This window comes from Nonomuraea sp. NPDC050394, assembly GCF_044459065.1.
In the GTDB taxonomy this organism is placed as follows: domain Bacteria; phylum Actinomycetota; class Actinomycetes; order Streptosporangiales; family Streptosporangiaceae; genus Nonomuraea.
In genome coordinates, this window is the sequence record NZ_JBITIO010000006.1 from 423,688 (window position 1) to 443,174 (window position 19,487).

18 protein-coding genes are annotated in these 19,487 nt (G+C 72.0%); 7 read left to right on the forward strand and 11 right to left on the reverse strand.

The genetic code is table 11. The features are described 5' to 3' along the window. Positions 1-2: 2 nt before the first annotated feature. Entirely contained in the window at positions 3-269 is a 267-nt protein-coding gene (locus ACIBKY_RS25800) for a hypothetical protein (protein ID WP_397100187.1), read from the reverse strand. A 293-nt stretch (positions 270-562) separates the two neighbouring features. Here ACIBKY_RS25800 and ACIBKY_RS25805 point away from each other — a divergent pair, with 293 nt between their 5' ends. Next, entirely contained in the window at positions 563-919 is a 357-nt protein-coding gene (locus tag ACIBKY_RS25805; protein WP_397100189.1) for an NIPSNAP family protein, read from the forward strand. On the opposite strand, the gene ACIBKY_RS25810 is transcribed toward ACIBKY_RS25805, so the two are convergent. From ACIBKY_RS25810 to ACIBKY_RS25840, 7 genes are all read right to left on the reverse strand, one after another. Beyond that, positions 901-2,151: a cytochrome P450 gene (locus ACIBKY_RS25810; protein ID WP_397100191.1), complete on the reverse strand. Its 1,251-nt coding sequence runs from the start codon at positions 2,149-2,151 to the stop codon at positions 901-903. The two genes, ACIBKY_RS25805 and ACIBKY_RS25810, sit on opposite strands and share 19 nt — an antisense overlap. A gap of 104 nt (positions 2,152-2,255) precedes the next feature. Beyond that, positions 2,256-3,533 carry a cellulose binding domain-containing protein gene (locus ACIBKY_RS25815; RefSeq protein WP_397100193.1) on the reverse strand — a complete coding sequence of 426 codons (1,278 nt, stop codon included), beginning with the start codon at positions 3,531-3,533 and terminating at the stop codon, positions 2,256-2,258. Positions 3,534-3,558: 25 nt separating this feature from the next. Then, positions 3,559-4,407, reverse strand: coding sequence for a carbohydrate ABC transporter permease (locus ACIBKY_RS25820; RefSeq protein WP_397100195.1), 849 nt, complete (start codon positions 4,405-4,407; stop codon positions 3,559-3,561). Next, the gene (locus ACIBKY_RS25825) at positions 4,404-5,288 is read right to left on the reverse strand and encodes a carbohydrate ABC transporter permease (protein ID WP_397100197.1); all 885 of its coding nucleotides are present in this window, start codon (positions 5,286-5,288) and stop codon (positions 4,404-4,406) included. Before ACIBKY_RS25825 ends, ACIBKY_RS25820 begins: the two co-directional genes overlap by 4 nt. Further along, positions 5,285-6,682, reverse strand: a complete 1,398-nt coding sequence (gene ngcE / locus ACIBKY_RS25830; RefSeq protein ID WP_397100199.1) for an N-acetylglucosamine/diacetylchitobiose ABC transporter substrate-binding protein — start codon at positions 6,680-6,682, stop codon at positions 5,285-5,287. The genes ACIBKY_RS25825 and ngcE overlap by 4 nt, the downstream gene beginning before the upstream one ends. Positions 6,683-6,710: 28 nt before the next feature. Further along, on the reverse strand, positions 6,711-7,457 hold the full coding sequence (locus ACIBKY_RS25835) for a sugar isomerase domain-containing protein (RefSeq protein WP_397100201.1): 747 nt from the start codon (positions 7,455-7,457) through the stop codon (positions 6,711-6,713). Continuing rightward, positions 7,454-8,356 (reverse strand): MurR/RpiR family transcriptional regulator, encoded by a 903-nt coding sequence (locus tag ACIBKY_RS25840; RefSeq protein WP_397100202.1) that lies wholly within the window; start codon positions 8,354-8,356, stop codon positions 7,454-7,456. Before ACIBKY_RS25840 ends, ACIBKY_RS25835 begins: the two co-directional genes overlap by 4 nt. Before the next feature lie 37 nt (positions 8,357-8,393). Between ACIBKY_RS25840 and ACIBKY_RS25845 the strand changes: the two genes are divergently transcribed. Next, a complete protein-coding gene (locus ACIBKY_RS25845) occupies positions 8,394-9,419 on the forward strand; it encodes an N-acetylglucosamine kinase (protein WP_397100203.1) in 1,026 nt (341 codons plus the stop codon). Here ACIBKY_RS25845 and ACIBKY_RS25850 read toward each other — a convergent pair. Further along, the gene (locus ACIBKY_RS25850) at positions 9,397-10,002 is read right to left on the reverse strand and encodes a TetR/AcrR family transcriptional regulator (protein WP_397100204.1); all 606 of its coding nucleotides are present in this window, start codon (positions 10,000-10,002) and stop codon (positions 9,397-9,399) included. The two genes, ACIBKY_RS25845 and ACIBKY_RS25850, sit on opposite strands and share 23 nt — an antisense overlap. A 108-nt stretch (positions 10,003-10,110) precedes the next feature. Here ACIBKY_RS25850 and ACIBKY_RS25855 point away from each other — a divergent pair, with 108 nt between their 5' ends. Next, positions 10,111-11,526: an APC family permease gene (locus ACIBKY_RS25855; RefSeq protein ID WP_397100206.1), complete on the forward strand. Its 1,416-nt coding sequence runs from the start codon at positions 10,111-10,113 to the stop codon at positions 11,524-11,526. Further along, the gene (locus tag ACIBKY_RS25860; RefSeq protein WP_397100208.1) at positions 11,502-13,073 is read left to right on the forward strand and encodes an amidohydrolase; all 1,572 of its coding nucleotides are present in this window, start codon (positions 11,502-11,504) and stop codon (positions 13,071-13,073) included. Before ACIBKY_RS25855 ends, ACIBKY_RS25860 begins: the two co-directional genes overlap by 25 nt. On the opposite strand, the gene ACIBKY_RS25865 is transcribed toward ACIBKY_RS25860, so the two are convergent. Beyond that, positions 13,074-14,417 (reverse strand): serine hydrolase domain-containing protein, encoded by a 1,344-nt coding sequence (locus ACIBKY_RS25865; protein WP_397100210.1) that lies wholly within the window; start codon positions 14,415-14,417, stop codon positions 13,074-13,076. A 93-nt stretch (positions 14,418-14,510) separates the two neighbouring features. Between ACIBKY_RS25865 and ACIBKY_RS25870 the strand changes: the two genes are divergently transcribed. The 3 genes from ACIBKY_RS25870 to ACIBKY_RS25880 all read left to right on the forward strand — a co-directional run bounded on the left by ACIBKY_RS25870 (position 14,511) and on the right by ACIBKY_RS25880 (position 17,479). Beyond that, positions 14,511-15,398 carry a helix-turn-helix domain-containing protein gene (locus tag ACIBKY_RS25870; protein WP_397100211.1) on the forward strand — a complete coding sequence of 296 codons (888 nt, stop codon included), beginning with the start codon at positions 14,511-14,513 and terminating at the stop codon, positions 15,396-15,398. Positions 15,399-15,459: 61 nt separating this feature from the next. Next, positions 15,460-16,617 carry an epoxide hydrolase family protein gene (locus ACIBKY_RS25875; RefSeq protein ID WP_397100213.1) on the forward strand — a complete coding sequence of 386 codons (1,158 nt, stop codon included), beginning with the start codon at positions 15,460-15,462 and terminating at the stop codon, positions 16,615-16,617. Positions 16,618-16,705: 88 nt separating this feature from the next. Next, complete coding sequence (locus ACIBKY_RS25880) at positions 16,706-17,479, forward strand: hypothetical protein (RefSeq protein WP_397100215.1); 774 nt, start codon at positions 16,706-16,708, stop codon at positions 17,477-17,479. Here ACIBKY_RS25880 and ACIBKY_RS25885 read toward each other — a convergent pair whose 3' ends face one another. Next, positions 17,480-19,456 carry a S9 family peptidase gene (locus tag ACIBKY_RS25885; RefSeq protein WP_397100217.1) on the reverse strand — a complete coding sequence of 659 codons (1,977 nt, stop codon included), beginning with the start codon at positions 19,454-19,456 and terminating at the stop codon, positions 17,480-17,482. Positions 19,457-19,487 lie beyond the last annotated feature (31 nt).

Here is a 19,487-nt window from a genome sequence, read left to right on the forward strand (position 1 = left end):
CGCTACCGGCCGCCGCGCGCCGGGCCGCCCGCGAAGCCGTCGGGCGCGAGGCCGTCTCGCGTCCGACGGCCCGTGACGCCGTCGTCCGGCGGGCCGACCGTGACGCCGTCGTCCGGCGGGCCGACCGTGACGCCGTCGTCCGGCGGGCCGACCGCGACGCCGCCTTGCGGCGGGGCGCTCGCGAAGCCGTCGCGCATGATCCGGAGGAGCTCGCGCGCGTGTTCCGCGCCGGTGGCGGCGACGGCGGCCGCGCTGGTCAGGGCAGTCACAGGAAGGTGATCGCGCGACGCGTCCCCCTCCGCGGTTGGCGCGAAATATCAGGACAAGGTCTGGCTAACGGCCACGCCTGCGCGCCCGTCCGGCCGCTCGGTCGAACGCCGGCTTCCCGCAGATGAAGGAGCAGGTTCGCGGCGAGGCGGTTGAGGCCGGAACGGCAGGGCGGCTGCGGCACGGTCTTCTCACCGGTCATGCTGTGCACTCCGCTGGACAAGGTTGACTGCTCTGCCGGCGTGATCTGGGCACGCCATGATGTTCCTCGTCCGCACCGTGACAAAGGAGCGTCATGTTGGTTCTCGAGTTCCGGACCTACCGCCTCAAGCCCGGCACGCGTGCCGACTTCGTCGACGCGATGGCGACGCTGGCCGTACCGCTGCTGCGCCGGTACGGCATCGACGTCGTGGACAGCGGGGCGTCGCTGGTGGACGAGGACGGCCACGAGGAGGCGTATCTCATCCGGTCCTTCGCCTCGCTCGAGGCCCATCGCGAGCAGGAGGAGGAGTTCTACGGCAGCGACGCCTGGCTGAAGGGTCCCCGGGAGGAGATCATCTCGCGGATCGAGAGTTACCACTCCATCGTGATCGAGGTGCCGGAGGAAGCCGTTCAGGCACTGCGCCGCAACGGTCAGCTGGTGAGGCGGTAGCGGATCGGCAGATGCTTCAGGCCGCCCACGAAGGTGGTCGACATCCACTCGGGCGTTCCGGCGAGTTCGATCGAGCCGAGGCGGGGGAGGAGCTCCTCGAACAGGGCCCGGGTCTCCATGCGGGCCAGGGCCGCGCCGAGGCAGTAGTGGACGCCGAACCCGAAGGCGAGGTGCTTGTTGGGGTCGCGGCCCGCGTCGAAGCGGAACGGGTCGGTGAAGACGGCCTCGTCGCGGTTGGCCGAGGGGTAGGACAGGAGCACCGACTCGCCCGCCTTGACGGTCACGCCGTTCACCTGGGTGTCGGCGGCCGCCGTACGCATGAACTCCTTGACCGGCGTGACCCAGCGGATCATCTCCTCGACCGCGGTCGGCAGCAGGGCGGGATCGTCGCGCAGCCGGGCCAGCTCGGCGGGGTGCTCGATGAGCGCGTGCAGGCCGCCGCTGATCGTGGAACTGGTGGTGTCGTGGCCGGCGGTGGCGATGATGACGTAGTAGGAGGCGGCGTCGTAGTCGGACAGCGGCTCGCCGTCGACGCGGGCGTTGGCGATGGCGGAGGCGAGGTCGTCGGTGGGGGTGTCCCTGCGCGCGGCGGTCAGGGCGTGGAAATAGGTGAAGAAGTCGAGCAGCGTCGCCATGATGTCCTCGGTGGTGCCGCCCCGCTGGAACTCCTTGTCGGTGCCGCCGAACAGCTGCTGGGTGAGCGTGAGCATCCGGGGGAAGTCCGACTCGGGCAGGCCGAGCAGCGAGAGGATCACATACAGCGGGTAGTGCGCGGCGACCTGGGTGGCGAAGTCGCAGGCGCCGCCGTACTCGCTCATCCGGTCCACGTACTGCCGGGCCAGTTCGCGCACCCGCTGCTCCATCGCGCGCATGGCCCGGGGCTTGAACCAGTCGGCGCCGATCGCGCGGGTCACCCGGTGCCGTGGATCGTCCATGTGGATCAGCGTCCGCAGGGCGGTGCCCTCGGCCCGGCTCCGCGCCATCCGCGCGTCCGTCTCGGCCTTGGCGAGCACCGGCCGGGGCGCGTTGCGGAAGACGGGATGGTTGCGTTCGATCTCCATGATGTCGGCGTGGCGGGTCACGGCCCAGAACGGGTGGTAGCCCTCCGCCTCCACCCAGTGCACCGGGTCGTCGCGGCGCAGCAGGCCGAGCGCCCGGTGCAGCCGGGCCTCGTCGGCGTACGCCGACGGGTCGGCGAGGGTCAGTCCCGCCTCGGTCAGAGTCATCGTCATGGGGGAGATCCTTGGTGTGGGCGGAAACGGCCTCACTACGATCTTCCACCCGGACGGGCACGGGCAAGGCCGGCTCGGCCCCGGGGAGGCCGAGCCGGTTCCGGTCAGATGGTGTCCTGCCAGGTGACGTCGCCCGCGCGGTAGCCGGCGACCCGGCTGCTCACCTCGGCGGGGGAGACCACCTCGTTCTTGCTGTGGTAGACCCAGTCGACCTGCTGGATCCAGGTGCGCGCCGGGCCGTTCTGGCCCGCCGTGATGAACCACTGGTTGAAGTTGATCGACATGGGAGTCTCGGGGTAGTACTTGCCGCCGTGCTCGGCGGCGAGCCGGCCGTCGACGTAGTAGCGGATCGTGCCGCCGGAGACCTGGACGACCAGGTCGTGCCAGCCGGCGTGGCTGGAGTTGACGAACGTCGAGGTGTTGTCGGCCAGCCACGGGTCGGGCTGGTAGGTCTCCCAGCTCGTCATGTACATCAGGGGGCCGGTCAGGCCCCACCCGCCGTTGGGCAGGTACTCGAAGTCCAGTTCGCCGTAGTCCGGGTCCATCGGCGCGTCCAGCGGAGTGATGGTGAAGAACGTCTGCACCGTCTCGTCCCCGTCGGCGCCCGTGGTGGGGGCGTCGCTGAACTTCACCCGGGCGGCGTAGGTGCCCTCGAAGAACTTGCGCTGGTGCAGCATCTCCGACTGGGTGACGTTCACGCCGTCATTGGTCGCCTTCAGCTGCATCACCTTGGCGCCGTCGGCCGTCGGGAAGGTCACGTTCCCCTTCGGCCAGGTGGCGCCCGGCACGCCCGGCCCGCCGGGGTTGGTGCGGACCGTCCAGTTGCGCGCGGCGATGAGCGGGTCATCGGCATGGGTGTACGCGAAGTCGTCGAACAGCACGCCGGCGGGACCCGACGTGGGCGGCGGGTCGCCCCACATCAGCGTGCCGGCCCGGTGGACGGTGGCCTTCGGCCAGTCGGTGTAGGCCGGTACGGCGCCGAAGGAGTAGTCGTCGCTCTGGCTGAACGACTGCCAGTCGGCCCGGTGGAAGCGCACCTCCAGCTGGGTCTGGGCGCCGGCGCCCAGCGTCCCGCCGCGGAAGCCCAGCTCCAGGTACCCGTTGCCGAACGTCCCGGTGACCTGCGGGCATCCCACCCGCGCCCACGAGCAGGCGAAGACGTGGGGCCCCGAGCCGGTGAAGTAGTAGCGGATCTTCAGATCGCGCAGCTGGAGCGTGGTCGTGCCCGTATTGACGAGGTTGAAGATCGGCTCCGCCTGCGGTGCGGCGGGCTGGGGCGCGGTCGTGTAGTACTGCAGGCGCACCGCCGGAGCGGCCGTGGCCCGCGCGGGCACGGCGAGCGTGCCCAGCACGGCCATGGCCACGAGTAAGTGCTTCATCATGGGGGGTTCTCCTCACCTGTTGGTGCTAACGGACGGCTCCGGCGGTGAGGCCGGAGGTGATACGGCGCTGGAAGACCACGTACGCGGCCAGCACCGGCAGCATCGAGATCGTGAGCCCGGCGAACAGCCCGCTCCAGTCGCTGGCATAGCCCTGCCGTACGGCCAGCACCGCCAGCCCCTGCGCCAGGACGAACTCGGACTCCTCCGGATTGAGCGCGAGCGGCAGCAGGTACTGGTTCCAGAGGCCGAGGAAGTTGAAGATGCCGACGCTGATGAGGCCGGGCTTGGCCATGGGCAGCATGACCCGGAAGAACACGCCGGAATGGGAGCAGCCGTCGAGGAAGGCGGCTTCGGCGACGGAGGTGGGCAGCGTGCGGAAGAAGGAGGTCAGGAAGAAGACGGTGAACGGCAGCGCGTACGCGGTGTAGACGAGGATCAGCCCGAGCGGGGTGCCGAGCAGGCCCAGGGAGCGCACGACGAAGAAGAGCGGGACGAGGGCGAGGAAGAGGGGGAAGGCCATCCCGGCGATGAACAGGTAGTAGATGAGCCGCGCACCGGGGAAGCGGTAGCGGGCCAGGACATAGGCCACCATCGCCCCGAACAACATGGTGAGGACCACCGCGCTCCCCACCACAACCGCCGAGTTCAGGAAATATCGGCCGATGGAGGCTTCCGTCCATGCCCGGGCCCAGTTCTCCCCATGCAGCCGGTCCGGCAGGCTCCATGGGCTGGTCAGGATGTCCCGGTCGGCCTTGAACGAGCTCATCACCGCCCACACCAGCGGCAGCGTGACGATGACGCCCCAGCCGACGAGGGCGAGGTGCAGCAACGAGCTCCACGGGCGCGGCCGCCGTACCCGATGAGTAAGGGTCATGCCATCTCCACCCGTTCGCGGCGCGAACCGCGCAGCACGAGCACGGCGAGCGCCAGGGTGAGGAAGAACAGCGCGACCCCGAGCGCGGAGGCGTAGCCGAACTTCCCGTAGGTGAAGGCGTTGCGGTACAGGGTGAGGCCGAGCACCTCGGTGGCGTTGTCGGGGCCGCCGGGACCCACGGTCATGATCTGCACGATGGCGAAGCCGTCGAGGGCGGCCATGCCCAGGTAGATGAAGGCGACCTGGACGTTCTCCCAGACCAGCGGCAGCACGACGCGGGTCAGGCGGGTGAGCGCGGAGGCGCCGTCGATGGCGGCGGCCTCCAGGATCTCCCGGGGGATCGACTCCATCGCGGCGCAGAACAGCACCACGTAGAAGCCGACCGCGCTCCACACGACCACCGCCATGACCGCCCACAGCGCGAGCGACGGGTCACCGAGCCAGGAGCGTCCCTCGATGCCCAGCAGGTTCAGGACTCCGTTGAGCAGCCCGGAGTTCGGGGTGTAGACGAACTGGAACAGGACCCCGACCACGGCGACCGACAGCAGTTGCGGGAAGAAGTAGACGACGCGGTAGATCCCCGCGCCCCGCCGGCGGCCGAGGCTGAGCGCCGCGGCCAGGAACAGCGCGAGCACCACGGTGGCGATCGGCACCACCAGCAGCATGAGCGCGTTGTTCTTCAGCGCCGCCAGCACCTGCGGATCGTCCGGCAGCCGGGCGAAGTTGTCCGCCCCGACGAACTCCGCCCGCGCCGAGACCCCGCGCCAGTCGGTCAGCGCCAGGTAGAACGCCTGCGCGTAGGGCGAGAGCACGAGCACCGCGTACAGCGTCAGCGGCAGGACGAGGAACCCCGCGATGAACGGCAGCCGGCGGTGCCTCATCGCTTGTACTTGGTGATCGAGGAGTCCGCGGCCACCTGGTCGGCGGCCTTCTGCACGCGCTCCGTCCACTGCGCGGCGCTGACCCGGCCGTTGAGCAGCTCTCCCGTCGAGTCGTGTACGGCTTTCGCCAGCGGCGCGTACCAGCCGGGAAAGCGGTAGGACAGCGCGTGCTCGCCCGCCGCCGCGACCAGTTCGCCCACCGACTTCAGCCCGCTGGACAACGGGAGCCCCTCCAGCGCGTCCTTGCGCACCGGCATGGCGCTGGCGGTCGTGGCGAAGTTGGCCGCGCTCTCCTTCGCCAGCATGAGGCGCAGGAACTCCAGCCCGCCGGCGGTGTTCCTGCCCTGGGCGGGGACGATGAACGGCTCGCTGCCCGCGGCCTGGATGGCGGTGCCGGGCAGCTTGTCGCCGTCCGAGAGCCGGGGCGTGGGCCCGGCGACCATGTCGAAGCCGGCGGGGGTGACCTTGGCCTGCTCGGCCTCCAGCCAGGAGCCGCAGGGGATGAAGACGGCCTTGCCCTGGCACCAGGCGGTCTGCGCCTCGGTGTGCGAGAGCGCCTCGGAGCCCTTCATGATGTGCCCGCGCCCGGCCAGTTCGGCGAAGGCCTCGACGACCGCCCTGACGCTGCCGGCCCGCCAGGCGCCGGGCTCCAGGTTGTCGATGGCGGCGACCTGCTCCATGCCGCCGGCCTTGGCGACCATGGTGAGCAGCGGGTCGTTCATGTACTCGGGGTACTTGCCCTGGTACGTCCAGGGGGCCAGGCCCGCCTTCTTGATCTCGTCGCCGAGCGTCAGCATCTCGGCCCAGGTCGCCGGGTAGGTCCAGCCGTGCTTGGCGAACAGCGAGGAGCTGTACCACAGGCCCCAGACGGTATAGGCGTAGTTGAGCACGTACGGCACGCCGCCGAAGCTGCCCGCCTCGACGATGCCGGGGACCAGGGTGTCGCGCACCTTGACGGCCGGATCGTCGGCCGAGGGGGCGTCGAGTAACTTCTCCAGCGACAGAAGCTGCCTGTCGGCGACGAGCGAGGCCACGTCCAGCGCCCCGGCGCCGGAGTTGTCGATCACGTCGGGCGGGTCGCCGGCCACCATGCGCGGCTGCATGGCCTGGCCGACGCCCTGGATGCCGGCGTGCGTGATCTTCGCCCCGGGATGGCGCCTGGTGTAGAGCGACTCGGCGAACTTCGCCCAGTCGTCGCCGAAGCCGCCCTTGAAGATGACGACGTCCAGCGGATCCTTGGCGGCGACGCCGAGCGGGTTGGCGGCGCTGGTGGGCCCGGCGGCGGCCGGGGCGGAGGCCACGGGCGCGCCGCCGCCGGTGGCGCAGGCGGCGACGACCGGGGTGAGGGCGAGCAGGCCGAGGAATCCCCGGCGGGTGGGGGTGTTTTCAGGCATGACGAAGACAGCTTTCGGCTAAGGGAGTTCAGGAGCCGCGGCGGATCCGGCCCGCGTAGAGCGCTTCGAGGCGCAGGTTGTGCTCGTCGCCCTCCGGCACGTTGGCCGACAGGTAGATCGGCGGGATCTTGCCCGCCTCCAGCTGGTCGCGCACGACCCGCGTGACGACGAGCTGGGCGAGCAGGGCCGAGGTGATCGTGGAGACCGCGCCGACCGCGCCGCCGTCCGGAAGGGGGAGTACGGCGTCGCCGTACGGTGCCATGTTGTCGAGCACCACGTCGGCCAGGTCGCACAACCGGGCGCCCGAGGGGTGGCGGGAGGCCACGGCGGTGCTGTGGGCCAGGGAGGTGATGGCGATCAGGTCGTGACCGCGTTCCTTGACGGCCCGGGCCAGCTCCACCACGACGCCGTTGACGCCGGAGTTGGAGATGACCACGAACAGGTCCGGCTCGCCGATCGGGGCGGCGGCCAGGATGCGGTGCGCGACCGCGGGGTCGCGTTCGAGGTCGTAGCGGGTGAGTTCGGCGCGGTCGGCTCCGCCGTACAGGACGATGTCGCGCAGGGCGAGCCGGTTGGTGGGCACGAGACCGCCGGCGCGGCCGGCGATCTCCATGGCGACCGCTTCTGAGTGGCCGGAGCCGAAGGCCTGGATCACGCCCCCGTTGTCGAGGCAGGTGCCGATGAGCCGGGCGGCCCGCCCGATCTCGCCGGCGTGGGTCCGCGGAATGGTCCGGACCAGGTCGGCCACGTGTGTCGCGTAAGTGTCGGGATTCATCGCCCTCCGTCTAGGCGGTGTCCGGTGACGGCGCGTACCGTCAGGTCGAACGCCTCCTTGGTGCGCTCGTAGGTGCGCTGCGCGACCGCGACGTAGACCACGTCGAGGACGAGCAGCTGGGAGTGGATCGCGGCGAACCCGTCGCTGCGGAAGGTCGTCTCCCGCGCCGCGGTCGTGAGGACCAGTTCGGCCACCTCGGCCAGCGGCGAGCCGGGGTGCGAGGTCACCGCCACGGTGATCGCGCCGTGGCCGGCCGCCTCGGCGAGCACCTCGATGACCTCCCTGGTCCTGCCGCTGTGCGAGATGCCGATCGCCACGTCGCCGTCGGTCAGCAGCGCGGCGTCGGTCAGCGCGCTGTGCGCGTCCGACCTGCTCCAGGTGGGGACGCGGATGCGCTGGAGGCGGTACTCCATCTCACCGGCGACCGCCGCGCTGCTGGCCACGCCGAACAGCAGCACCCGGCCGGCGTTCTTGATGACGTTGGCCACCTTCTCCACCGTGGCCAGGTCGAGCTGGGCGGCGGTCTCCTGGATCAGCCGGATGTCGCTGTTGGAGACCACGCCCAGCACCTTGTCCAGGCCGTCGGCGGGCAGGATCTCCTGCCCTATGTCGGTGTCCCAATGTTGCTGGGCGGCCCGGCCGGTCTGGCTGGCGATCGTGACCCGGAGCTCGGCGTAGCCGCTGAAGCCCAGCGCCCGGCAGAACCGGGTGATCGTGGCCGTGGACGTGCCGCTGCGCTCGGCCAGGTCGACGATGGTCATCCTGGCCGTCTCCGCCGGGTCGTCCAGGATCACCTCCGCGACCTTGCGCAGCGCTTCGGGCATCTCGCCTTGCTCGGCCCGGATCCGGGGCAGTAGTTCCACGTCGTCCTCCTTGATGGTGAAAATTATGCTCAACATCTGGTGCAGTCAAGGCTTTGCGCCGATAATTCTTGACATGAGCTTAGTTCTCGGCGTGGACGCCGGAGGGACGTCGTCGCGCGCGGTCGTCACCACCCTGGACGGGCGGGTGCTGGGGCGAGGGCGGGCCGGGTGCGGAAATCCGGCCGCGTGCCCGCCCGGAGAGGCCTTTCTTCAGGTGGGAAAGGCCATAGAGGAGGCGTTGGCGACATCCGGGCCCGGCGGCGTCCGGGCGGCGGTGATCGGCCTGGCGGGCGTCGAGGGGCTGCCCGAGGGGCTCGCCGCGCACTTCCCGGTGCCGCCCCGGGTGGTCGGGGACGTGGTCGTGGCCTTCGCCGCGGGCACCCCCGCGGCCTCCGGAACCGTGCTGATCTCCGGCACGGGAGCGATCGCGGCGAAAATTATTGACCACGAGATCGCGGCGACGGCCGACGGGCACGGCTGGCAGCTCGGCGACGAGGGCTCGGGGTTCTGGATCGGGCGGCAGGCGGCCCGCTCGGCCGTCCGCGGGACACCGGGCCTGCTCACCGCGTCGGTGCTCGGGCGGCTCGGCGTCCGCGCGCCGGAGATGGTGGCGGTGGCGGTCCAGGCGGCCCCGCCGCTGGCGCTGGCCGAGCTGGCGCCCCTGGTCAGCCGGGCGGCCGGCGAGGGCGATCCGGCGGCGGTGAAGATCGTCGAGCGTGCGGCCGGTCTGCTGGTGCGGACCTTCCGGGAGGTGCACGTGCCCGGCACGCCCGTGGTGCTGGCCGGGAGCGTGCTGACCAGCGAAGGCCCGGTACGGCGGGCCGTAGGGGATCTGCTGCCTGACTGCGCGCCGGCGGTCGCCGGGCGGGGCGAGGACGCCGCGGCCTGGCTGGCGGCGCGCTCACTCGCACCCGGAACGCCCCACCGGGACTTCCTGCCACGTCCCGCGGACGTAGGCGGAGGAAGGCCTCATGGTGGCCACCCGCCGGGGTCGCGAGAGTGGTTGATCCCCGCATCGAGGCCCGTGGCCTGCGAAGGCCCCCTGCCAGGCGGCCAGGGCCAGGTCGAAGGAGGCGTCAGCGGCTCGCCAGGGTCCTGAAGTGGGCCAGGCAGGCGGACAGGGCCAGATCGAAGGCGTCGTCGGCGCGCGACGGCGGGGCGGCGGCCATCGCCTGGGACAGGGCGGGGGCGCCGCTCTGGCCGGACAGGTCCCAGATGGGGTCCGGCGCGGCCAGGTCGAGAGCCGAGCCGAAGATCAGGTTCTCCACCGCGGTGATCATGGTCAGCACGTCCCGGAGGGCGAACCCGGCCTCGTTCAGCATCCGTACGGCCTGCTCATACTGCCCCAGCACCCGCGGCGTCCGCACCGGCGTCGCCAGGAGCAGCGGGATGGCGCGCGGGTGCGCGGCGAAGGCGGCGCGGTAGGAACGGGCCCAGCCGGCCAGCGCCTTGTCCCAGGGCGGGACGTCGAGCATGGAGGAGTCGATCCGGTGGGAGACGTGCTCGCGGATCAGCTCGATGACGCCCTCACGCCCGTCGACGTGGTGGTAGAGCGAGCCGGTCTGCACGCCGAGCCGCCGGGCGATCTGCGGCAGGCTGACCTCGCCCTGCTCGTCGACCAGGGCCAGCGCGGCGGTGGTGATGCGTTCGCGGTCAAGGAGTGGTGTCCGAGGCCGGCCCATGTGTCGTTCTCCCGGTTACGTCTTCTCAAGCGTGCCCTCAGAGGCTACATTGCCAAAATCAAAATGCTTTAGGTTTTTGGTGCTGGTGCCTAGAAGGGCGTAACCGCCATGCCTCTCAGATCCGACTCGCTCGGAAGCGTCGACATCTCCTTCTTCGTCATCTCCGCCGCCGCGCCGCTCACCGTGATGGCGGGTGTCTCGCCCATCGCGATCATGCTCGGCGGCATCGGCGCCCCGGCCGGCTACCTGGTCGCGGGTCTCGTCCTGGCGATCTTCGCGATCGGCTTCACCACGATGAGCAGGCACGTACGCGGCGGCGGCGCCTTCTACGCGTTCATCACCCGCGGCCTGGGCCGTCCGGCGGGAGCCGGTGGCGCGCTGGTGGCCATGGTCGGCTACAACGCCATGGAGATCGGCGTGTACGGCCTGCTCGGCAGCGCCACCGCCGGCACGCTGAAGAGCCTGCTGGGCATCGACGTGCCCTGGATCGTCATCGCCGTGGCCGGGCTGCTGATCACCTACTACGGCGGCTACCGCTCGATCACGTTCGGCGCCAAGGTCCTGGGCGTCCTGCTCGTCGCCGAGACCGCGATCCTGCTGCTCCTGGCCGGCGGGGTGCTGCTGAAGGGCACGCTGAGCCTGGACTCCTTCGCCCCGGTCAACGTGACGGCACCGGGCATGATCGCCGTCCTGGCGTTCGCGTTCGGCGCGTTCACCGGGTTCGAGTCGACCGTGATCTACCGGCGCGAGGCCCGCGACCCCGGCCGCACGATCCCGCGGGCCACCTACGTCGCGCTCGCCTTCCTCGGCGTCTTCTACGCCTTCATCGTCTGGATCGTGATCCAGGCCTTCGGCGGCGCCGCCGTCGTGAAGGCCGCCGCGGCCGACCCGGCCGGCCTCTTCTTCGGCGCGATCACCGCCTACGTGGGCGGATGGGCCGCCGGCCTCATGCACATCCTGATCGTGACCAGCATCTTCGCCTCGCTGCTCGCCTTCCACAACGCGATCAACCGCTACACCCTGTCGCTGTCGGAGGAGCGGGTGCTCCCGTCCGTGCTCGGCCGGATCCACCCCCGTCACCAGTCCCCGTACGCCGCGGGCATCGCGCAGACCGCGCTCGGGCTGGTCGTCGTGCTCGCCTTCTGGCTGGCCGGCGCCGACCCGTACACCCACCTGCTGCTCTGGGTGAACACGCTCGGCATGATGAGCCTGGTGACGTTGATGCTGCTGGCGGCCGTCGCCGTACCGTTCTACTTCAGCAGGAACCGGCAGGGGGAAGGTGTCGTGCGCACGCTCGTCGCGCCCGTCGCCGCCGCGGTCCTGCTCGCCGGGGCGCTCGGCCTGATCGTCACCAAGATCTCCCTGTTCACCGGCGGCGCCGTCGCGGTGAACACGGTCATCCTCACCCTCATCCCCGCGGTCTTCGCCATCGGAACAGGGCTGGCGCTCTGGCTCAGGAGGCACCGCGCGGAGGTCTACCAGAACTTCGGGAGTGAACCGTGCCCACAGCCGACCTCGTCCTGATCGGCGCCCGCGTCCGTACCCTCGACCCGGCCCGGCCGCGCGCCACCGCGCTCGCCGTCAAGGGCGGCCTGATCGCCGCCGTCGGCGACGACACCGACGCGCGTGACTGGCGGGGGAACGGCACCCGCGTCGTGGACCTGGCCGGAGCCACCCTGGTGCCCGGCCTGACCGACGCGCACGCCCACCCGCTGTGGGGCCTGGACCTGGCGACCGGCGCCGATCTGTCCGCGGTCACCGACCTCGGCGGCCTGCGCGCCGCACTCCGCGCGGCGCCGCGGGTGGACGGGTGGGTGCTCGCCTACGGGCTCGACCACAACGTGTTCGGCGGCCGGGCGCTCCACCACGACCTGATCGAGGAGGCGGTGTCCGGCGCGCCCGCGCACCTGCGGCTCTACGACGCGCACTCCGTCCTGGTCAGCAGGGCCGCCCTGGAGCTGGCGGGCATCGAAGGGCCGCGCGCGTTCGCCCAGCGCGCCGCCGTCGTCTGCGACCCCGGTGGCCGCCCCACCGGCCACCTCGTGGAACACGCCGCGATGGACCTGATGAAGCCGCATCTGCCCCTCACGCCGCCGGCCGTACGGGCCGAACGGCTGCTGGAACTCCTGTCCGGCATGGCCGCGACCGGCCTGACCGGCGCCCACGTCATGGACGTGGGCGCCGGCGACCTCGACCTGCTCGCCGCCGTCGAGGACAAGCACGACCTCCCCGTACGGCTCCGCCTGGCGCCGTGGTGCATGCCCGGCGACGGCCCCGACGAGTTCGCCGGCCTGATCGGCATGCAGCAGAAGCACGGCCGCGCCTGGCGGGTCGGCGGGGTGAAGCTGTTCATGGACGGCACCGTCGAGGGCGGCACCGCCTGGCTCGAACACGCCGACTGCCACGGCGAGGGCACCGAGGCGTTCTGGCTCGATCCGGCCGACTACCGGCATGCCGTACGGACGCTGCACCAGGTGGGCGTGCCCACCGCGACGCACGCGATCGGCGACGCGGCCGTCCGGCATGTCCTGGACACGATCGAGGGGCTGGGGGCGGGCGGCCCGCGCCACCGCGTCGAGCACATCGAGACGCTGGCCGACGACCAGGTCGGCCGGTTCGCCGGGCTGGGTGTGGCGGCCTCGATGCAGCCCCCGCACACCGCCTACACGCGCGCCGACCACACCGACGAGTGGTCCAGGCGCCTCGGTGACGAGCGGGCCGCGCGCGCCTGGCGCTGCCGTGACCTGCGCGAGGCCGGCGCCACCCTCGCGCTGGGCTCTGACTGGCCGATCGCCCACTACGACGCCCGCCAGATCCTGGCCGCCGCCCTTGAGCCGCGCGGCGCGGCCACCGGCGGCGGGCTGAGCGGCCTGATGGCGCTGGAGGGCTGCACCTCGCACGCGGCGCTGGCCTCCTCGACCGAGTCGGTCTCCGGCCGGATCGCCCCCGGGTTCCTGGCCGACCTCACCGCGCTCGCGCTCGACCCGGTCACCGCGCCAGCGGACGAGCTGGCCGAGTCCCCGGTCACGCTGACCGTGACCGGGGGACGCGTCGTCTTCGAGCAGACCTGATCAGGCGATCTTGGGGGTGGCGCGCATCCCGACGAACACGCATGGGGTGCCGTCGGTCAGCGTGGAGAACACGACGGGCATGGAGTCGTCGTTGAACGAGGGACCGGCGCCGGTCCCCGCGAACACGGTCGCGGTGACGGGTGCGAGCTCGACGTCCAGAGGCGGGGAGATGCCCTCCATGCCGTCGGCGAACTCGTACAGCAGCCGCCCTTCGGTCACGGTCAGGACCGCGCCTTCGCGGCGGTAGGTGCCGGTCAGCGACGCCCAGTCGACCGCGGGCGGCTCGGCGGCGGGGCCGAACGGCTCGGGCAGGCGCACGCCGGCCAGTTCGGACAGCAGTTCGCCGAACAGGTCGGCGTACAGCTGGCGGGTGGCGCCGCCGTTGGTCAGCAACGCGATCGCCACGCCCGCTCCCGGCACCACGCGCAGGTAGGCGAACTGGCCCACGGCCGAGCCGTCGTGGCCGTAGCCGGGGACGCCGTTCCAGTCGTACAGCGTCCAGCCGAGGCCCCAGGCGTCGGCGCTGACGGTCCACTTGTCCGGGCACTCGACCTCGCGCCGCCGCATCGCCGCGATGGTCTCGGGGGAGATGACGCCGGCGCCGCCGTTCAGGTGCATCTGGGCGAAACGGGCGAGATCGCCGGCGGTGGCCAGGACGCGGGCGGCGGGGGCGGCGGCGCGGGACTGGAAGTCCCACACGGGGGCGGGCTCGGGGTAGGCACCGGCGCCGCCGAGGTGGCTCATGGCCACGCGGAAGCGCAGCGCCTCCTCGGGCAGCGTCATCGTCTGATCGAGTCCGAGCGGGGTCAGGATGCGCTCCTTCAGCGCCTGGTCCCAGGTCAGGCCGGTGATCACCTCGACGATGCGGCCCAGGATGATGTAGCCGCTGCCGCTGTAGGACAGCGCGGTGCCGGTGGGGCAGTCCAGGCTCAGGTTCGCGCAGGCCTCGACGTAGCGGGCGACGCAGTCGTCGCCGCGGCCGGTGTCGAGGTGGAAGTCGCCGCTGAGACCGCTGGTGTGGGTGAGCAACTGCCTGACCGTGATGGTCGTGGTGGCCTCCGTGTCGGCGACGGCGAAGCCGGGCAGGACGTCGGCGACCCGGGTGTCGAGGCCGAGCTCGCCGGAGTCGACCAGGCTCATCACCAGCGTGGCCGTGTAGATCTTGGCGACCGAGCCCAGCTGGAACACCGAGCCGGTGGTGGCCTCCACCCCCGTGCCGCGGTGGAGCAGGCCGCCGGCCAGCTCGTGGAGCTCGCCGCCGGCCACCACGGCCAGGCTCGCGCCCGGCACGTGGTGGCGGGCGCGCAGCGCGTCGAGCCGGGTCTGCCAATATGCGAGATCCATGGTTCATCCTCCGCAGATGCGTACCGCGTTCCTTGATGCGCACACTGTACGCATGAGGATGGCGGACGCGCAAGCCCGGCTAGCCTCGGCCGTATGGTGTTCAACTCCGTTCACTTCGACCTCCAGCCCTATGCCGGTTTCGACATGGATCGCTATGTCCGGCGGACCCATTGCAGCTGGGAGAACCTCGGCTGGCGCTCGCTGCTCGTGCAGCGGTTCGAGCACGTCCCCGAGGTCGAGGACATGGAGTTGCCGGCCGCCGCCGACCTGCACCTGATCCTGCCCGTGGGCGGCCGGGCCACCATGGAGACGCGGACCGGCGCCCGATGGAGCCGCCGCACCTGGACGCCGGGCCGGCTCGAACTGGGCGTGCCGGACCGGCCCCTCCGCCGTCGCTACCGAGGGGACGGGCCGCTGCGCAGCGTGCAGGTCCACATCCCGCGCGGCACCGTCGAACGGACCGCCGAGCAACTGGGCGGCCGCCGGCCGGACTACCCGAGCATGGCGGCCTCCGTGGCCGCGGGAGATCCGCTGATCGAGGAGGCCGTACGCGCCGTGGGCGCCGCCGGCGAGGCCGGCGACCTGTACGCCGAGTCCGCGGCGTCCTTCCTCGCCGTCCACCTGCTCACCCGCCACACCCGGGCGCCCGAGCGGCCCCCGGCCCGGGAGGACGCCCGCGTCCGCGCGGCGATCGCCCTCATGCGCGACCGGCTCGCCGAGCCCCTCACGCTGGCCGACATGGCGGACGAGGTGTACCTCAGCGTCTTCCACCTGGTCCGCGTGTTCCGCGCGGCGACGGGGGAGACACCGCACCGCTACCTGGCCCGCCTGCGGATCGAGAAGGCACGGCACCTGCTGCGGGAGAGCGGGCTCACGGTCGCCGAGATCGCGCCGCTGTGCGGTTTCGCCGGCCCCGGTGCCCTGTCGGCGGCCTTCCTGCGGCACACGGGCACGCGGCCGTCCGCGTATCGCAATTCCTGACCGCTTTTCCGGCAATCCGCGGCATGGCCAGCCGGGGTGAGCCGTTCCTAGGGTTTTGTTCATGCCTGACATCGAGCCCTACCCCATCCGCGTCCCCGACCGTGACCTGGAGAGTCTGCGGACCCGCCTCGACGAGGTACGGCTGCCCGAGCCGGAAACGGTGCCGGACGCCACGCAGGGCCTTGAGCTCGACCGGCTGAGAACGTTGCTCGGCACCTGGCGCCGGCACGACTGGCGGGCGGTGGAGGACCGGTGGAACGCGATCCCGCACTACCGCGTACGCCTCGACGGCCTGCCCATCGCGTTCTGGCACGTGCGCTCACCCGAGCCCGGCGCGCTCCCCCTGCTGCTGACCCACGGCTGGCCGGGCTCGGTCCTGGAGTTCGAGAACGTCCTGGGCCCGCTCAGCGACCCCGTCGCCCACGGCGGCTCGGCGAGCGACGCCTTCCACGTGGTCGTCCCGGCGCTGCCGGGCTTCGGGTTCAGCGACCGTCCCCGCGAACCCGGCTGGCACCCCGGCCGTACCGCGCGGGCGTGGGCGGACCTGATGACCGCGCTCGGCTACGAGCGGTTCGGCGCGCACGGCGGAGACTGGGGCGCGTTCGTCAGCACCGAACTCGCGCGCCTGGTCCCCGAACGCGTCACCGGCCTGCACCTGACCATGCCCCTCGCCTCGCCCCTGCCGGAGGACCGGATCGCCCCGGACCCGGCCGAACAACGCATGCTCGAACGCCGCGACACGCATCTGGCCGACGGCTACGGCTTCGCGATGATCATGGCCAGCCGTCCCCAGACCCTGGGCTACTCCCTGCTGGACTCGCCCGCGGGCCTGGCCGCGTGGCTGGGCGAGAAGTTCGCCGCCTATTCCGACCCCCGCCCGGAGTACGGCGGCGGAGTCAGCCTGGCGCAGCAGGCGGACACCATCGCCCTGTACTGGCTGACCGGGACCGGCGCCTCCAGCGCCCGCTGGTACTGGGAGACCATGCGGTGGGTGCCGCGCAGCGCCGAGGCGGAGAACGCCCAGCCGGTGACGGTGCCCACCGCCTGCTCCCTGTTCCCGGCCGAGCCGTGGCCGACCGCCCGCCGCTGGGCCGAGCGCCGCTACCACGACCTGCGCTCCTGGAACGAACTGGACCGCGGCGGCCACTTCCCCGGCCTGGAACAGCCCGGCCTCCTGGTCTCCGAACTCAGGGCGGCGTTCCGGCACCTGCGCCGTTGAGGATGACAGACACCTGGTGAGAGGCCTTCCCGCGCTACGCTGGCCGTCGTCCGCCCAGCCCGCCTCGCCGGGACAGAGGAGAGTCAGCATGGAGTACGGCCGGCGCCGCATCATCGCCACCACCGGCGAACTGGCCGCCATCGCCGACGGCTGCTCGGACGGCACGCCGGTCATGCTCGACGTGGACGAGATCGAGCCCGGTCACGACCCGCGCGAACCCCGCGACTGGGCGGTGGTGGCCAGGATCGACCACCTGCCGCTCAACGAGGCGGGCGAGCTCGCGGGTCCCGGCGACCGCATCGCCACCGGCGAGCCGGACGCCGAGGGGCAGGAGCCGCTGCTGTTCACGCCGGTGCTGATGCTGCAGTCGCGCAAGCTCGCCACCCCCGGCGAGATCGGGCCCGTCGCCCGCGCGGCCGACCCGTGCCAGCGGCGCGCGGACGCCTACGAGTTCATCGAGCGCGAGGGCGAGGCGGGCCTGTACCTGATGGAGCTGCTGGAGGCGGTGGCGGAGCTGCGGCGCGAGGTCGCCGACCTGGCGGCCGACAAGGACCGCCTGCTCCACCCGGCCGCCCGCCGGCACCTGGACAGCCTGGGTGACGCGCTGCGCGAGGCCAGGTCCTCCGCCGACCACGCCAGCCGCTTCAGCACGGTGTGCGAGCTGCTGCGGGGCGGCGCCACGGACAAGTGGGCCGACGAACTCGACGCCGACCGGCCCTGCGACCCCGGCGGCCTGCACCAGATGCTGGTCGAGCTGCCCGGCATGGGAGGTTCCGAGCCGGCCTGCCGGGTGCACGCCGCCGTGGCCCGCGAGCGGGTGCCGGACGCGCTGGTCAGCCCGAACCCGCACGCCGCACCCTGATCAGCCGCGGGTGGCCGGCATGTGCTTCTGGAACCAGTCCACGACCCGCGTACAGAAGTCGATCACCGCGGGGAAGGCGCGGACGCCGTGCCCTTCGCCCGGGTAGATCGCGAGCTGCGACTCGACCCCATGCTCCAGCAACGCCTGGTGGAACTCCCTGGCCTGCGTCGGGGGAGTGCAGCGGTCCAGGGCGCCGGCGACGTTCAGGCAGGGGGTACGCGCCTTGCTGGCGTGGGCGACCGGGCTCCTGGCGTGGAACTTGTCCCCGGGCACCTCCGGATTCCCGTCGAGGAACAGAGCGTCGAAGAAGGGGATGTTACTGGTGAAGTGCTGGCTGTACCAGTTCGTCACGGGTGCCACCGGCACGGCGGCGGCCCAGCGCCGGTCCTGGGTGACCAGCCAGGAGGACATGTAGCCGCCGTACGAGCCGCCGATGACGCCCACTCTGGCCGGGTCGGCGATCCCCCGCTCGACCAGGGCGTCCACCGCCGAGGTGAAGTCGGCCGTGTCGTCGCCGCCCATCTCCCCGAACACCAGCCGGGCGAAGTCCTGGCCACGGCCCGAGCTGCCCCGCGGGTTGGGGTTGAGGACGGCGTACCCCTGGGCGACCAGCAGCGGAGTCCAGGCGTACAACATCGACCACAGATGACGGAAGCTCCATACCGGGCCGCCGTGGATGTTCACCACCAGCGGGAAGGGCCCCTCGCCGTCGGGCACGCACAGGATCCCCTCCAGCGGCAGGCCGTCCGGCGCCGACCAGGCGACCGCCTCGGCCCGGCCCGCGATCGACAGCTGGTAGTCGGTGCCGGAATGCGAGATCGCGGCCAGTTCGGCCCGGTCCTCGCCCAGCACCACGACGCGTTGCGGAAGCGCGTAGCCCTCCTCGACGATCACCACGCGGCCGTCGGCGGTCCAGGCCGCCTCCGGGTAGCGCGTGCCGCAACTGGTGTCCGTGCTCGACCACAGCTCGGTCGTCTTCCCGGTCACGGCGTCGTACACGGCCGCGACGGTCTCCAGGCCGCGTATCCCGACGAATCCCAGGCGATCGGCGTCGATCCACTGGGTCGCGGTGACGTCCACCCCGCCGGAGTCGACCCGCTCCGGGGCCGCGTCACCGGAGCCCACCAGCAGGTCGCCCGCGACGACCCAGCGGTCGCTGCACACCGCCTCGACCACGGCCAGCCGTCCTCCGGAGGGCGAGGCGGCGGGCCAGCCGAACTGCACGCCGGAGCGGGCACGTTCGCTGAGCGTCCCGTCCAGGCCCAGGCGGGAGAGCACGGCCGTGTACCAGGCGCCCTCGTCCGGAGCGGTGCCGGTGACCGCGAGGACGGCGTCCGGGCCTGACCAGACGGCCTCCCAGACGTTGACGCCGTCCGGCGACAGCCGGGTGGTCGCGCCCGCCGCGAGGTCGTGGACCCACAGCGAGCGCCACGCCTCCTCCGTCGCGCCGGCCTCGACGTGCGGGTGCCAGTCCGGCAGTTCCTCCTCCGGCTTGTACGTCGTGCCGCTCCCCTGGCCGCCGGCCAGATCGGCGCCGAGCCCGGCCACCCCGAGCAGCACCCGGGTGCCGTCCGGCGACCAGGAGCAGTACTCGACCGTCCCGGGCACGGCCGGGGTCGCCTCCGCCTCACCCAGGTGGCCCTCGCGCAACAGGTACAGCTGGAACCTGCCCGCCTGCGCGCGATCCGACAGGAACGCCACCGCCGCGCCGCCGGGGGAGAAGCACGGTTGCCTGGAGGAGCCGGACGATCCGGTCAGCGGCCGCAGTTCCGTGCCGTCGACCAGGAAGCAGGCCTGCCGGGGCAGGCCCGCCAGCTCGTCGTAGACCAGGCCGGTCACGGCGATCCGCGACCCGTCGGCGGAGCAGGCCGGCTCCAGCACCCTGTGCGGCCGGCCCAGCACCGGGTCGTGCAGCCTGCGGAAGTGCTCGTCGACCAGGTTCCATGTGGCACTGCCGCGCACGTCGATGTGTGTCATGAGGACTCCTGTCCGTCGGTGGTGGGTGAAG

Excerpts from the sequence above, each read along its gene's own strand:
- ACIBKY_RS25805 (WP_397100189.1), top strand. The coding sequence starts at position 563 with ATGTTGGTTCTCGAGTTCCGGACCTACCGCCTCAAGCCCGGCACGCGT.
- ACIBKY_RS25810 (WP_397100191.1), bottom strand. The coding sequence starts at position 2,151 with ATGACGATGACTCTGACCGAGGCGGGACTGACCCTCGCCGACCCGTCG.
- ACIBKY_RS25815 (WP_397100193.1), bottom strand. The coding sequence starts at position 3,533 with ATGATGAAGCACTTACTCGTGGCCATGGCCGTGCTGGGCACGCTCGCC.
- ACIBKY_RS25820 (WP_397100195.1), bottom strand. The coding sequence starts at position 4,407 with ATGACCCTTACTCATCGGGTACGGCGGCCGCGCCCGTGGAGCTCGTTG.
- ACIBKY_RS25825 (WP_397100197.1), bottom strand. The coding sequence starts at position 5,288 with ATGAGGCACCGCCGGCTGCCGTTCATCGCGGGGTTCCTCGTCCTGCCG.
- ngcE (WP_397100199.1), bottom strand. The coding sequence starts at position 6,682 with ATGCCTGAAAACACCCCCACCCGCCGGGGATTCCTCGGCCTGCTCGCC.
- ACIBKY_RS25835 (WP_397100201.1), bottom strand. The coding sequence starts at position 7,457 with ATGAATCCCGACACTTACGCGACACACGTGGCCGACCTGGTCCGGACC.
- ACIBKY_RS25840 (WP_397100202.1), bottom strand. The coding sequence starts at position 8,356 with ATGTTGAGCATAATTTTCACCATCAAGGAGGACGACGTGGAACTACTG.
- ACIBKY_RS25845 (WP_397100203.1), top strand. The coding sequence starts at position 8,394 with ATGAGCTTAGTTCTCGGCGTGGACGCCGGAGGGACGTCGTCGCGCGCG.
- ACIBKY_RS25850 (WP_397100204.1), bottom strand. The coding sequence starts at position 10,002 with ATGGGCCGGCCTCGGACACCACTCCTTGACCGCGAACGCATCACCACC.
- ACIBKY_RS25855 (WP_397100206.1), top strand. The coding sequence starts at position 10,111 with ATGCCTCTCAGATCCGACTCGCTCGGAAGCGTCGACATCTCCTTCTTC.
- ACIBKY_RS25865 (WP_397100210.1), bottom strand. The coding sequence starts at position 14,417 with ATGGATCTCGCATATTGGCAGACCCGGCTCGACGCGCTGCGCGCCCGC.
- ACIBKY_RS25870 (WP_397100211.1), top strand. The coding sequence starts at position 14,511 with ATGGTGTTCAACTCCGTTCACTTCGACCTCCAGCCCTATGCCGGTTTC.
- ACIBKY_RS25875 (WP_397100213.1), top strand. The coding sequence starts at position 15,460 with ATGCCTGACATCGAGCCCTACCCCATCCGCGTCCCCGACCGTGACCTG.
- ACIBKY_RS25880 (WP_397100215.1), top strand. The coding sequence starts at position 16,706 with ATGGAGTACGGCCGGCGCCGCATCATCGCCACCACCGGCGAACTGGCC.
- ACIBKY_RS25885 (WP_397100217.1), bottom strand. The coding sequence starts at position 19,456 with ATGACACACATCGACGTGCGCGGCAGTGCCACATGGAACCTGGTCGAC.